Source organism: Streptomyces sp. NBC_00247 (assembly GCF_036188265.1).
Classification (GTDB): Bacteria; Actinomycetota; Actinomycetes; order Streptomycetales; family Streptomycetaceae; genus Streptomyces.
On sequence record NZ_CP108093.1, the window covers coordinates 1,027,868 to 1,041,990 of the forward strand.

A 14,123-nucleotide genomic window follows, 5' to 3' on the forward strand; every position below is an offset into this window, starting at 1 on the left:
CGCGCCCGCCCGCACACCGGCCCGTCGGTGCCCGCCCGCGCACGGGCACGGACGCGCCCGGCCCCTACGCGCACCCGCCCCGGTGACGCGCGAGCCGGGTGCTCGCCCGTGACCGGGGCGGGTGGTCGTGCGGGGGCCGTATACGAATCAGCCGCGGACCACCCGCAGTCCGTCCTCGCCCACGACCTCGACGGTGTACGGGCGGGCTGTGTCGGAGGTCACGTGGATCGTGTCCCCCTCGCGCGCCACCCGGAAGGTGGCCGCGGGGGCCCCGGTGAGGTCGGGAACGGTGACCGAGCGGGTGAAGTCACCGGTGCCGGCGGGTGCGAACACGCGCAGTTCCAGTCCTTCCAGCCAGTCGCCGTCCGGACGCGAGACGTCCGCGCCGAGCGGCAGGACCGCGCCGGGGCGGACCAGGAGCGGGAGGCTGTCGAAGCCGTGGGTCTCCTGGCGCCAGGCCGGTCCAGTGACCGTCTCGCCGGAGAGCAGGTGGGTCCAGGTGCCCTCGGGCACGTAGTACTCGACCTGCCCGTCCTCGGTGAAGACCGGGGCCACCAGCACGTCCCCGCCGAGCAGGTACTGGCGGTCCACCGTGCGGGTCGCCGGGTCGTCCGGGAACTCCAGCAGCATCGGACGCATCACCGGGACGCCGGTGCGGTGGGCCTCCACGGCGGCTCCGTACAGGTACGGCATGAGGCGGTGCTTGAGCTCGGTGAACTGCCGGGCCACGTCCACCGCCTCGTCGCCGAACTCCCACGGCACGCGGTAGGACGAGGAGCCGTGCAGCCGGCTGTGCGAGGAGAGCAGCCCGAAGGCGAGCCAGCGCTTGAAGACGGCCGGGTCGGGGGTGCCTTCGAAGCCGCCGATGTCGTGGCTCCAGAACCCGAAGCCGGACAGGCTGAGGGAGAGCCCGCCGCGCAGCGACTCGGCCATCGCCCCGAAGGAGGACCAGCAGTCGCCACCCCAGTGGACGGGGAACTGCTGGCCGCCGGCGGTCGCCGAGCGGGCGAAGAGGACGGCCTCGCCCTGGCCGCGCTCCTCCTCCAGGAGTTCGAAGACGGCCTTGTTGTAGAGGTGCGTGTAGTAGTTGTGCATCCGCTCGGGGTCGGAGCCGTCGTGCCAGACGACGTCCGTGGGGATACGCTCGCCGAAGTCCGTCTTGAAGCCGTCGACGCCCTGGTCGAGCAGGACCTTGAGCTTGGCCTGGAACCAGGCGGTCGCCTCGGGGTTGGTGAAGTCGACCAGCGCCATGCCGGCCTGCCACTTGTCCCACTGCCAGATGTCGCCGTCGCAGGTGCGGACGAAGTAGCCCTTCTCGGCCCCTTCCGTGTACAGGGCGCTCTTCTGCGCGATGTACGGGTTGATCCACAGGCAGATCCGCAGGCCGCGCGCCTTGAGACGGGCGAGCATGCCCACCGGGTCCGGGAACACCTCCGGGTCCCATTCGAAGTCCGACCACTGGTACTCGCGCATCCAGAAGCAGTCGAAGTGGAAGACGGAGAGCGGGATGCCCCGGTCCGCCATGCCCTCCACGAACGAGGTGACGGTCTTCTCGTCGTACGAGGTGGTGAAGGAGGTCGTCAGCCAGAGGCCGAAGGACCAGGCCGGCGGCAGCGCGGGGCGGCCGGTGAGGGCGGTGTAGCGGGCCAGGACGTCCTTGGGCGTCGGGCCGGCGATGACGAAGTACTCCAGCGTCTGGTCCTCGACGCTGAACTGCACCTGGCCCACGGCCTCGGAGCCGACCTCGAAGGAGACCTTGCCGGGGTGGTTGACGAAGACGCCGTAGCCGCGCGAGGAGAGGTAGAACGGGATGTTCTTGTACGCCTGCTCGCTGCTGGTGCCGCCGTCCGCCTGCCAGATGTCGACGACCTGGCCGTTCTTCACGTACGGGGTGAAGCGCTCGCCGAGCCCGTGGATGGTCTCGCCGACGCCGAGGGCGAGTTGGGCGGCCATGTGGTGACCGCCGTCCGGCACGGTGGCGAAGGCCGTTCCCTTGCGGCCCGCGGCCGTCAGCAGACGGCCCTCGCCGTCCAGGAAGTCCAGGCCGAAGGCGCCCGAGTCGGAGAGCCGCAGGGTGAGCGGGCCGCTGGTGAGCTCGGCGGTGCCGTTCTCACGGCGGGTGGTGGCGGTCGCGTCGCCGGTGGCGCCGGGCAGGCCGAACTCGGGGCCGGGGTTGCGCTTTCCGGCGAGGTGCGTGACGCGCACGCCGATGACGCCCTCGGCGGGAGAGTGCGCCTCGACCGTGATGAGCGGGGCGTTGAGCGTGTCGCCCCGGCGCGTGACCTGCTTGACGGCGGCGTAGGCCGTGAGCCGGTCGGTGTCCAGGCGCAGATCGCGGACTTCGGTGGCGTACGAGGCGGCCACACCGTCCCGCATCTGCCAGAAGCCGTCGGTGAACTTCATGGGGGGTCCTTAGCCGTTCTGCAGTCGTTCGGAGGATCGGGTCCGCGGGTTCGGGAACGCGCGGCTCTGGTACGGGAGTTCGGAGGCCGGACACGTGCAGGGGTACGTGCTCCGGGGGCCGGGCCTTCCGGAGGTCAGGGGCTCACACGGGCGGATTCCAGGGGGCGGGGTCCAGGAGCGCGGGGGTGGCCCGGTCCAGGACCTGGACGATCCGGTCCCAGGTGGCCGTGTCACGCGGCACGGCGGCCAGTCGGCGGTCCGCGCCGGTGCCCCAGCCGGCGGCCAGGGCCACCGGATCGCCGCCGGTGGCCGCGGCCGCGGCGAGCGCCGCGGCGCCCAGCGCGACCAGTTCGGTGGACTCGGGGACGATCACGGGCCGGCCGGAGAGCCGGCGCACGGTCTCGACCCACCGGGTGCCGCGCGCACCGCCGCCGATCAGGCGCAGGGGGGCGTCCGGGGCGTCCAGGGGCAGTTCGTCAAGCGCCCGCAGGATCGCCACGACGGCTCCCTCGTAGGCCGCGCCCAGCAGTTGCTGCGGGGTGGTGTCGTGCCGCAGGCCGGTGAGCAGCCCGGCGGCGTGCGGCAGGTCGGGGGTGCGCTCGCCGTCGAGGAACGGCAGCAGGACGGCCTCACCGCCGGGTTCGGCGTCCTCGCGGTCCAGGCCCAGCAGGGCGGCCACCTTGTCCACGGCGAGGGTGCAGTTCAGGGTGCAGCCGAGCGGCAGGTGGGTGCCGTCCGCGGCGGCGAAGCCGGCGAGCAGCGGGGAGGACGGCCGGGTGCGGGTGGCGGCGAAGACGGTGCCGGAGGTGCCGAGGCTGACGACCGGGTGGTCGAGCAGGCCCTCCGCGCCGAGGCCCAGGCCGACGGCGGCGGCCATGTTGTCGCCGGTCCCGGCGGCCACCGCGATCCCGGCGGGGAGGCCGAGGTCGCGGGCGGCCCGCTCGGTGAGGTGTCCGGCCAGGGCCGCTCCGGTGGGGGCGACGGTGGAGAGCATGTCGGGGCGTACGCCGGTGAGCGCGAGCAGCCCGGGGTCGTAACCGTGCGCGGTGTGGGAGTACCAGAGCGTGCCGGAGGCGTCGCCCGGGTCGGTCACGGCGGCGCCGGAGAGCCGTTCGGTGAGGTAATCGTGCGGGAGGCGGATGGCCGCCGCGGCGGCGACGGTGTCGGGTTCGTTCTCCCGCAGCCACTGCCATTTGGTGGCGGTCATGGAGGCGACGGGTACCGACCCGGTCCGCTCCAGCCACGCCTCGGGGCCGCCGAGCGCGGCGGTGAGGGCGGTGGCCTGGGGGGCGGAGCGGGTGTCGTTCCAGAGCAGCGCGGGGCGCAGCGGCCGGCCGTCGGCGTCCAGGACGACCAGGCCGTGCTGCTGCCCGGCGACGGCGATGCCCGCGATCGCGGCGGGGTCGAGACCTGCCGCGTCGAGGGCCTCGGCGACGGCGGCACGCAGGGCCTGCCACCACTGCTCGGGGTCACTCTCGCGGGCGCCGTCCCGGCCGGTCACGGCGTGCGGGGCGCGGCCGACCGCCAGCACGCGGCCGGTCGGCACATCGATGACGGCGGCCTTGGTCGACTGGGTGGAACTGTCCACCCCGATGACTGCGGCGGGCCGCTGATCCGCCCCTTCCCGGGCGTCTCCGAACGGCATGGCGTACCTCGTTCCTGCGGGGAGTCTCTTTTGATCGTACACAAAACAAATACAGCTCGATTGCTGTGGATCGCCCGTGAATCGGGTCACTGAGGACGATGTCGTCATACATATGACGGGAAAGTTGTCCAGGAGTGACCGTTGTGTCACAGATGAGGTCTGGTGCGACGTCAGGAATTGGAGTATTAGTACTGGCACTGAACAAATTGGTCGGTCGGCAGAGCAGCCGTCCGGGCCCGTCGATCAAGAGGCAGACATGTCGGACCGCTTCACTCCCACTTCCGCTGACAAGTTCACCTTCGGTCTCTGGACCGTGGGCTGGCGGGGCAACGACCCCTTCGGTGAGCCGACCCGCCCGGCGCTGGACCCGGTCGAGTCCGTCGAGCGGCTCGCGGAGCTCGGCGCGCACGGTGTGACCTTCCACGACGACGACCTGATCCCCTTCGGGTCCTCCGACAGCGAGCGCGCCGCGGTGATCGGCCGGTTCAAGGACGCGCTGGAGCGCACCGGCCTGAAGGTCCCGATGGCCACCACCAACCTGTTCACGCACCCCGTGTTCAAGGACGGCGGCTTCACCTCCAACGACCGCGACGTCCGCCGCTACGCGCTGCGCAAGGTCATCCGCAACATCGACCTCGCCGCCGAGCTCGGCGCCGAGACCTACGTCGCCTGGGGCGGCCGCGAGGGCGCCGAGTCCGGCGGCGCCAAGGACGTCCGCGACGCCCTCGACCGCATGAAGGAGGCCTTCGACCTCCTCGGCGAGTACGTCACCGACCAGGGCTACGACATCCGCTTCGCGATCGAGCCCAAGCCCAACGAGCCCCGCGGCGACATCCTCCTGCCCACCGTCGGCCACGCCCTCGCCTTCATCGAGCGCCTGGAACGCCCCGAGCTCTACGGCGTGAACCCCGAGGTCGGCCACGAGCAGATGGCCGGACTCAACTTCCCCCACGGCATCGCCCAGGCCCTGTGGGCCGGCAAGCTCTACCACATCGACCTCAACGGCCAGTCCGGCATCAAGTACGACCAGGACTTCCGCTTCGGCGCCGGCGACCTGCGCCAGGCCTTCTGGCTCGTCGACCTCCTGGAGAACTCCGACTACACCGGACCCCGCCACTTCGACTTCAAGCCGGTGCGCACCGACGGCTTCGACGGTGTCTGGGAATCCGCGAAGAACTGCATGCGCAACTACCTCATCCTCAAGGAGCGCGCCGCCGCCTTCCGCAACGACCCCGCCGTCCAGGAGGCCCTCACCGCCTCCCGCCTCGACGAGCTCGCCACCCCGACCGCCGCCGACGGGCTCAAGGGCCTCCTCGCCGACACCTCCGCCTACGAGGACTTCGACGTCGACGCCGCCGCCCAGCGCTCCATGGCCTTCGAAGCCCTCGACCAGCTCGCCCTGGACCACCTCCTCGGCGTCCGCTGACCCCGACGGACGGGATGCCTCGCGCGCGGTCGCGCGGGGCGCCCCCCGCCGGGTACGGAACCAGCCGGACCCGTACCCGGAGCACCCAAACTCCCCGGGACACAGTCGTCTCCGGGAGTCCGGCCCACTCCCACGCAAGGGCACCCCCGTGACAGCACACATAACGGACGGATCGCGCCAGCGGCGCCGCCGTCTCGACCGGCGGGTCATCGTCCCGCTCACCGTTGTCTCCGCGCTCGTCGGCGCCGTCGCCCTCTCGGGCTGCGGTTCCCAGCGGGACGCGAGCGTGTTCACCGTCCTGAACTCCTCGACGGACGACTCGTACCACGGCTGGGACGCCGCGACCCTGAAGCGCTGCAGCAAGCAGCTGGGCGTCACCATCGAGCAGCAGTCCGTCCCGGCCGCGCAGGTCATGACGAAGTCGCTGCGCATGGCTTCCTCGAAGTCGCTGCCCGACATCATCCAGTTCGACGGCTCCGAGATGCCGACCTTCGCCGAGACCGGCGGTCTGCTGGACCTGAAGAAGCTGGGCGTCTCCACCGCGGACATCCCCCAGGGCATCCTCGACTACGGCTCGTACAAGGGCACGTACTACGGAGCGGCGCGCACGGTGAACACCCTCGCGCTCTTCTACAACAAGGACATCCTCGACAAGGCCGGCCTGCCGGTGCCCACCACCTGGGCCGAGATGCAGGCGACCGCCAAGAAGCTCACCAAGAAGGGGAGCTACGGCGTCGCGCTCAGCGCGGGCGGCGCGGAGGACGGTGTCTACCAGTTCACGCCGTTCATGTGGTCCAACGGCGGCGACGAGACCGACCTCGACTCGCCCGAGGTGGTCGGGGCCCTGGACTACTGGAAGTCCCTCCTGAAGGACGGCTCCCTCTCCAAGTCCACGGTCAACTGGACCCAGGCCGACGTCAACGACCAGTTCATGGCGGGCAACGCGGCCATGATGATCAACGGACCGTGGCAGGTCGAGACGCTCAACACGAAGAAGAACCTGCACTGGGGCATCGCGCAGATCCCGGTCCCGAAGGCCGGCGACGACTCGGTGGGTCCGCTGGGCGGCGGCATGCTGACCATCCCGGACGTCGGGGACACCGCGCGGGAGAAGACCTCCGCGAAGATCGTCAACTGCATGACCAGCGAGCAGGAGGAGGTCACCTACGCGCTGAACAGCTGGATGATCCCGGCCAACGAGAAGGCCGCCGCGGTGTGGCGCACCAAGGTGCCGTCGCTCAGCTCGCTCGCCGATCAGGTGGCCACCGCCCGCTCGCGCACCGCGAAGCTCGGCTCCGGCTGGACCTCCGTGTCGCTCGCGCTGCAGAGCGCCTTCCAGTCGGCCCTCACCGGGCAGTCCAGTGAGTCGGCCCTCCATCACGCCCAGCAGCGTGTCGAGAGCGGGAACTGAGGTATCTGAACATGTCATCCACCGCTGCCTCCGCACCCGCGGCCTCCGCACCCGCCGCGGCCCCCGTGGCGAAGGCGCCGAAGCCCGGCTCGCTCAAGCGCCGCCGCACGCTGGCCCAGTGGGGGTTCATCGCCCCCGCCGTGATCTTCATGCTGCTGTTCTTCGGCTACCCGCTCGTCCGCAACGTCGTGATGAGCTTCCAGCACTACACGCCGTCCACCTTCTTCACGGGTGAGGCGCCCTTCAACGGGTTCGACAACTGGAAGAACGTCTTCCAGGACGACCTGTTCGGCAAGGCCCTGTGGCAGACCATCCTCTTCACGATCGGCTCGCTGATCGGGCAGTTCTGCATCGGCCTCGCCCTCGCGGTGTTCTTCAACCGCCGCTTCCCCCTCAACGGGGTGCTGCGGTCGCTGATCCTGCTGCCCTGGCTGGTCCCGATGGTCGTCTCCGGTGTCGTCTGGCGCCGCATCCTCGACCAGGACACCGGGGTGCTCAACTCCTTCCTGGGCCTGTTCGGCGCAGGTGACACCCCCTGGCTGAGCAGCACCGGCATGGCGCTGATCTCCGTCGTCATGGTGAACATCTGGATCGGCATCCCGTTCAACATGGTGATCCTGTACGGCGGCCTCCAGGAGGTCCCGAAGGAGATGTACGAGGCGGCCTCGCTGGACGGCGCTTCCGCCTGGCGCCAGTTCCGCTCGATCACCCTGCCGCTGCTGAAGCCGGTCATCACCGTGGTGCTGGTGCTGGGCTTCATGTCGACCGTCAAGATCCTGGACCTGGTCCTGGCCCTGACGGACGGCGGTCCCGCCGACTCCACCCAGACGCTCGGCACCCTGACGTACCAGAACTCCTTCGCCCAGCTGGACTTCGGCGCGGGCGCGGTGGTCGGCAACATCCTGATCCTGATCTCCGCGGTCTTCGCGGTGTTCTACCTGCGGGCCAACCGCAACGAGGGGAAGTGAACGGCATGGCGACCACCACTCCCGCCGTTTCGGCCCGTACCGCGGGCGGGCCGGCCGAGAACAAGCCGAAGCGCCACTGGGGCGCGATGATCATCGGGATCGTCATCCTCTGCGTGATGCTCTTCCCGCTCTACTGGATGGTCAACACGGCCCTCCAGCCGGAGTCGGGTCTGCTGGAGGTCTCCCCCGTCCCGCACAGCCTGGACTTCTCGGGCTTCAGCGACGCGTTCAAGGAGCAGGGCGGGCACCTGCTGACCTCGCTCGGCGTCGCGCTCGGCGCCGTGGTCATCTGCCTCGCGTTCTCCGCTCCGGCCGCCTACGGGCTCGCCCAGTTCAAGCTGCGCGGCACGAAGACCGTCGTGTTCGGCACCCTGATCACGCAGATGGTTCCCGGCATCGTCATCGCCAACGCCCTGTACAGCGCCTACGTGGACCTGGGGCTGGTCAACTCGTACGCGGGTCTGATGCTGGCGGACGCCTCGCTGGGCATCCCGTTCGCGATCGTGCTGATGCGCTCGTTCATGGTGGCGATCCCGCGCGAGGTCATCGAGGCGGCGGAGGTCGACGGCGCGGGCAAGTTCCGTACCTTTGTCCAGGTCGTTCTGCCGATGAGCCGCAACTCCCTGATCACGGCGGGGCTGTTCTCGTTCCTGTACGCCTGGAGCGATTTCATGTTTGCCCTCACACTGAACACCACGGACGACGTGAAGCCGATCACCCTCGGCATCTACCAGTACATCGGTGCGCACGTCGGAGACTGGGGCTCGGTCATGTCCGCAGCGGTTCTGTCGGCGATCCCGGCTGCCGTGCTGCTCGTCCTGTCCCAGAAGTACATCGCCGCCGGGATTACCGGCGGCTCGGTCAAGTAAGGGCTTTTCATGAGTGAGTTCCCTGTCTTCCCTCCGGGTTTCGTCTTCGGTGCGGCCACCGCGTCGTACCAGATCGAAGGCGCGGTGGCCGAGGACGGCCGCGGCCCCTCCATCTGGGACACCTACAGCCACACGCCGGGACGTACGGACGGCGGCGACACGGGTGACGTGGCCTGCGACCACTACCACCGCTACCCCGAGGACGTGGCGCTCCTGCGCGACCTGGGCGTGGACTCGTACCGCTTCTCCATAGCCTGGCCGCGCATCCAGCCGACCGGCAGCGGCCCGGCCAACGCCAAGGGCCTGGACTTCTACTCGCGTCTGGTCGACAACCTGCTCGAAGCGGGCATCGAGCCCGCCGCCACCCTTTACCACTGGGACCTTCCGCAGGCCCTGGAGGACAAGGGCGGCTGGCGCGTGCGCGAGACGGCCGAACGATTCGGCGAGTTCACCGCGATCATGGCCGAGCACCTGGCCGACCGGGTGCCGCGCTGGATCACCCTGAACGAGCCCTGGTGCAGCGCCTTCCTCGGTTACTCGGTGGGCCGGCACGCCCCGGGCGCCAAGGAGGGCACCGGCGCGCTGGCCGCCGCCCACCACCTGCTGGTCGGCCACGGCCTGGCCATGAAGGAGCTGCGCGCCGCGGGCGTCCGCGAGGCGGGCATCACCCTCAACCTGGACCGCAACCTCCCGGCCACCGACACCGACGCGGACCGGGGTGCGGTGCTCCGCGCGGACACCCAGCACAACCTGGTGTGGACCGAGCCGATCCTCGCCGGCCGCTACCCGGCGAGCGACGAGGAGACCTGGGGCGAGCTCATCACCGACCAGGACTTCCGCCTCGACGGCGACCTGGAGCTGATCTCCCAGCCGCTCGACTTCCTGGGCATCAACTACTACCGCCCGATCGTCGTCGCGGACGCCCCGTACCGCGAGGCCGACCCGGCGCTGCGGGTGGCGACCGACAACCGGCTCCGCGAGACGGAGTACCCGGACGTCCGCCGCACCGCGATGGGCTGGCCGGTCGTGCCGGAGACCTTCACCGATCTGCTGACGGATCTGAAGAAGACCTACGGCGAGGCCCTGCCGCCCGTCCACATCACGGAGAACGGCTCGGCCGAGTACGACACCGTCGACGAGGACGGCGCCGTGCACGACACGGACCGCGTCGAGTACCTGCGCGACCACCTGACGGCCCTGAAGGCCGCCATGGACGCCGGGGTGGACGTCCAGGGCTACTACGTCTGGTCGCTGCTGGACAACTTCGAGTGGGCCCTCGGCTACGCGAAGCGGTTCGGGATCATCCGGGTCGACTACGACACCCAGGAGCGCACCCCGAAGGACAGCTACCGCTGGTACCAGGAGCTGATCAAGGCGCACCGGAAGTAACCGGCACGGCTCCGGGTCCTGACCCCCGGAGCCCTCGGGTGCGGGGCCGTACGGCGTGTTGGTGAACACGCCTTACGGCCCCGCTTCCGCGTGCCCCGGGCCGCGCTGCGGCGGGAGTTCAGGGACGGACCAGCTCCAGCGCCCGCTTCAGGTTGTACTCGGCGATGCCGGCCATGAAGGCCCGGTCGGGGAAGTCCCCGTCGAGCAGGCGCAGCGGGCCCGCGGTCAGCGAGAGCCGCTGCGCGAGCAGGTACAGCGCGAGCCGGTCCTCGTCCAGCCCGTCCGCCTCCAGCGGCTTGTAGGCCTCGTGCAGGCGGATGCGCAGGAACACGTGCTCCCACTCGACGTCGAAGTACATCACCCCCTCGATGTCGATCAGCACGGGGTTGCCGTCCGCGTCCACCCGCACGTGGTCGGGGCCCAGTTCGCCGTGGACGACCGCGTGCTGTGCGCGCGGCCGCACCGCCGCCGCCAGGCCGAGCAGCCGCTCCTCCAGCCGGTCGCGGGTGTCGGCGATCCTTGGGTCACGCGAGGCGGCCTCGGCGAGGTCGCGCAGCGCCCGGCCGAGGACGACCTCCTCGCACGAGGAACCGCGCGACGTTCCTCCGCCGTCGACCACGGCCACCTTGCCGTACGCCGGTGCCCGGTGGCCCCGCATCGCCTCCAGGGACTCCGCGAGCCGGGCCATGACCGGAGCGGCCGCGTGCCGGTCGCGCGCCAGCAGCTCTTCCAGGCTCTCTCCCCGGAGGTCCTCCACGATCGCGAGGCCGCCGTCGCCGCGGGCGCCGTCGCGGTCGAGGAGGCGGAGTGCCGGTACGCGGACCCCGAGGGCGTCCAGACGCGCGTGCGCGGCCTGGAACAGATCGATCCCGAGGCCGGGCGAGAACGGGTCGGTGAGGTCGTCGTCGCCCTCGGCGGCGGGCCAGTAGTTCTCCGCCTCGTCCCACAGGTAGGCGACCGCCGTCGTCGCGTCGTCCATCACCAGGCGGTACACGCCCTTCTTGCTGCCGCCCGTGACCCGCTCGACCGCCTCCAGCCTCCGCCCTCCGCCCAGTGCGGCCCGCGCCGCGCCCGCCAGCCGCTCCCGTATCGACCGCTCCCGCGCCACTGCCCCGGGTTCCACGTTCCGACCGCCTCTCTCCGCCGCGTCGACAGGCGCGGCAACCGGCGCGCACCCTACGGGAGATCGACGACGACGCCAAAAGGGCCGCACCCCCACCGGACTCTCGTCCGGGGTGGTGCGGCCCCTTCGTCGGCTTCACACGGCGCGCGGTGTGCGCCGCCCGGGCCTACTTGCGGATCAGGCTGCGGAGCACGTACTGCAGGATGCCGCCGTTGCGGTAGTAGTCCGCCTCGCCGGGGGTGTCGATGCGCACGACGCCGTCGAACTCCACACCGGTGTCGGTGGTGACCTTGACCGTGCGCGGGGTGGTGCCGTCGTTGAGCACGGTCACGCCGGTGAAGGAGAAGGTCTCCTCGCCGGTGAGACCGAGGGTCTCGGCGGTGTGGCCCTCCGGGAACTGCAGCGGGAGGACGCCCATGCCGATGAGGTTCGAGCGGTGGATGCGCTCGTACGACTCGGCGATGACGGCCTTGACGCCCAGCAGCGCGGTGCCCTTGGCGGCCCAGTCGCGGGACGAGCCGGAGCCGTACTCCTTGCCCGCCAGGATGACCAGCGGGGTGCCGGCGGCCTGGTAGTTCTGGGAGGCGTCGTAGATGAACGACACGGGGGCGTCCGCCTGCGTGAAGTCGCGGGTGAAGCCGCCCTCGGTGCCCGGCGCGATCTGGTTGCGCAGGCGGATGTTGGCGAACGTGCCGCGGATCATGACCTCGTGGTTACCACGGCGCGAGCCGTAGGAGTTGAAGTCACGACGCTCGATGCCGTGCTCGGTGAGGTACTTGCCGGCCGGGGTGTCGGCCTTGATCGCACCGGCCGGGGAGATGTGGTCGGTGGTGACCGAGTCGCCGAGCTTGGCGAGCACCCGGGCGCCGGTGATGTCGACGACCGGGGTCGTCTCCATCGTCATGCCCTCGAAGTACGGGGGCTTGCGGACGTAGGTGGACTCGGAGTCCCACTCGAAGGTGTTGCCGGTCGGGATCGGCAGCGCCTGCCACTGGGCGTCGCCCGCGAAGACGTCCTGGTAGGACTTGTTGAACATGTCCTCGCCGATGGAGTTGGCGACGACGTCGTTCACCTCGGCCTCGGACGGCCAGATGTCCGCCAGGAAGACCGGCTTGCCTTCCTGGTCGACACCGAGGGCGTCCTTGGTGATGTCGACCTTCATCGAACCGGCGATGGCGTACGCGACGACCAGCGGCGGGGACGCCAGGTAGTTCATCTTGACGTCGGGGTTGATCCGGCCCTCGAAGTTACGGTTGCCGGAGAGCACCGAGGTGACGGCCAGGTCGTGCTCGTTGACCGCCTTGGAGACCTCTTCCGGCAGCGGGCCGGAGTTGCCGATGCAGGTGGTGCAGCCGTAGCCGACGAGGTTGAAGCCGACCTTGTCGAGGTACGGCGTCAGGCCCGCCTTGTCGAAGTAGTCGGTGACGACCTTCGAGCCCGGGGCGAGGGTGGTCTTGACCCACGGCTTGCGGGTCAGGCCCTTCTCGACCGCCTTCTTGGCCACGAGCGCCGCGGCGACCATGACGTAGGGGTTCGAGGTGTTGGTGCAGGAGGTGATCGCGGCGACGGTGACGGCGCCGTGGTCGATCTCGTACGTCGTGCCGTCGGGGGCCGTGACCGTGGTCGGGTTCGACGGGACGCCGTTGGAGGCGGCCGGTGCGTCGGAGGCCGGGAAGGACTCCTTGCCCGACTCCTCGTCGTCCGAGACGTAGTTGCGCACGTCCTGGGCGAACTGCGCCTTGGCGTCGGCGAGGACGATGCGGTCCTGCGGGCGCTTCGGGCCGGCGATGGAGGGGACGACCGTGGAGAGGTCGAGCTCCAGCTTCTCGGAGAAGTCCGGCTCGGCGGCCGGGTCCAGCCAGAGGCCCTGCTCCTTGGCGTACGCCTCGACGAGGGCGACCTGCTGGGCGTCGCGGCCGGTCAGGCGGAGGTAGTTCAGGGTCTCGTCGTCGATCGGGAAGATCGCGGCGGTGGAACCGAACTCCGGCGACATGTTGCCGATGGTGGCGCGGTTGGCGAGCGAGGTGGCGGCGACGCCCTCACCGTAGAACTCGACGAACTTGCCGACGACGCCGTGCTTGCGCAGCATCTCGGTGATCGTGAGCACGAGGTCGGTGGCGGTCGTGCCGGCCGGCAGCTCGCCGGTCAGCTTGAAGCCGACGACGCGCGGGATGAGCATGGAGACCGGCTGGCCGAGCATCGCGGCCTCGGCCTCGATGCCGCCGACGCCCCAGCCCAGCACGCCGAGGCCGTTGACCATCGTGGTGTGCGAGTCGGTGCCGACGAGGGTGTCGGGGTACGCCTGGCCGCCGCGGACCATGACCGTACGGGCCAGGTGCTCGATGTTGACCTGGTGCACGATGCCGGTGCCCGGGGGGACGACCTTGAACTCGTCGAAGGCGGTCTGGCCCCAGCGCAGGAACTGGTAGCGCTCCTTGTTGCGGCCGTACTCCAGCTCGACGTTCTGGGCGAAGGCGTCGTTGGTGCCGAACTTGTCGGCGATGACGGAGTGGTCGATGACCAGCTCGGCCGGGGCCAGCGGGTTGATCTTCGCCGGGTCGCCGCCGAGCTCCTTCACGGCCTCACGCATGGTGGCGAGGTCCACGACGCAGGGAACGCCGGTGAAGTCCTGCATGATCACGCGGGCCGGCGTGAACTGGATCTCCTGGCTCGGCTGGGCCTGGGAGTCCCAGCCGCCCAGTGCCCGGATGTGGTCGGCGGTGATGTTCGCGCCGTCCTCGGTGCGGAGGAGGTTCTCCAGCAGCACCTTCAGGCTGTACGGGAGGCGGGCGGAGCCCTCCACCTTGTCCAGCCGGAAGATCTCGTACGACTCGTCGCCCACGCGCAGCGTGCTGCGGGCGTCGAAGCTGTTCGCCGACACGACAGTCT

The 14,123-nt window shown here is 70.3% G+C and carries 9 protein-coding genes; 5 read left to right on the forward strand and 4 right to left on the reverse strand.

Translation table 11 applies throughout. The features are described from left to right. Nucleotides 1–147 precede the first annotated feature (147 nt). Entirely contained in the window at nt 148–2,403 is a 2,256-nt protein-coding gene (yicI, locus tag OHT52_RS04135) for an alpha-xylosidase (RefSeq protein ID WP_328718754.1), read from the reverse strand. Between the two features lie 142 nt (nt 2,404–2,545). After that, nucleotides 2,546–4,048 (reverse strand): xylulokinase, encoded by a 1,503-nt coding sequence (xylB, locus tag OHT52_RS04140; protein ID WP_328718755.1) that lies wholly within the window; start codon nt 4,046–4,048, stop codon nt 2,546–2,548. A 256-nt stretch (nt 4,049–4,304) separates the two neighbouring features. Between xylB and xylA the strand changes: the two genes are divergently transcribed. The 5 genes from xylA to OHT52_RS04165 all read left to right on the forward strand — a co-directional run bounded on the left by xylA (nt 4,305) and on the right by OHT52_RS04165 (nt 10,111). Next, entirely contained in the window at nt 4,305–5,474 is a 1,170-nt protein-coding gene (gene xylA, locus OHT52_RS04145; RefSeq protein WP_328718756.1) for a xylose isomerase, read from the forward strand. A gap of 148 nt (nt 5,475–5,622) precedes the next feature. Further along, complete coding sequence (locus tag OHT52_RS04150; RefSeq protein ID WP_328718757.1) at nt 5,623–6,885, forward strand: ABC transporter substrate-binding protein; 1,263 nt, start codon at nt 5,623–5,625, stop codon at nt 6,883–6,885. Between the two features lie 11 nt (nt 6,886–6,896). Beyond that, nucleotides 6,897–7,853: a carbohydrate ABC transporter permease gene (locus OHT52_RS04155; protein ID WP_328718758.1), complete on the forward strand. Its 957-nt coding sequence runs from the start codon at nt 6,897–6,899 to the stop codon at nt 7,851–7,853. Between the two features lie 5 nt (nt 7,854–7,858). Continuing rightward, nucleotides 7,859–8,722 (forward strand): carbohydrate ABC transporter permease, encoded by an 864-nt coding sequence (locus tag OHT52_RS04160; protein ID WP_328718759.1) that lies wholly within the window; start codon nt 7,859–7,861, stop codon nt 8,720–8,722. A gap of 9 nt (nt 8,723–8,731) precedes the next feature. Next, nucleotides 8,732–10,111, forward strand: a complete 1,380-nt coding sequence (locus OHT52_RS04165) for a GH1 family beta-glucosidase (protein WP_328718760.1) — start codon at nt 8,732–8,734, stop codon at nt 10,109–10,111. 118 nt (nt 10,112–10,229) lie between these two features. Here the strand turns inward: OHT52_RS04165 and OHT52_RS04170 are convergent, their stop codons facing one another. Continuing rightward, nucleotides 10,230–11,105, reverse strand: a complete 876-nt coding sequence (locus tag OHT52_RS04170; protein WP_328723608.1) for a phosphotransferase family protein — start codon at nt 11,103–11,105, stop codon at nt 10,230–10,232. Nucleotides 11,106–11,400: 295 nt separating this feature from the next. Beyond that, nucleotides 11,401–14,115, reverse strand: a complete 2,715-nt coding sequence (gene acnA / locus OHT52_RS04175; RefSeq protein ID WP_328718761.1) for an aconitate hydratase AcnA — start codon at nt 14,113–14,115, stop codon at nt 11,401–11,403. Nucleotides 14,116–14,123 lie beyond the last annotated feature (8 nt).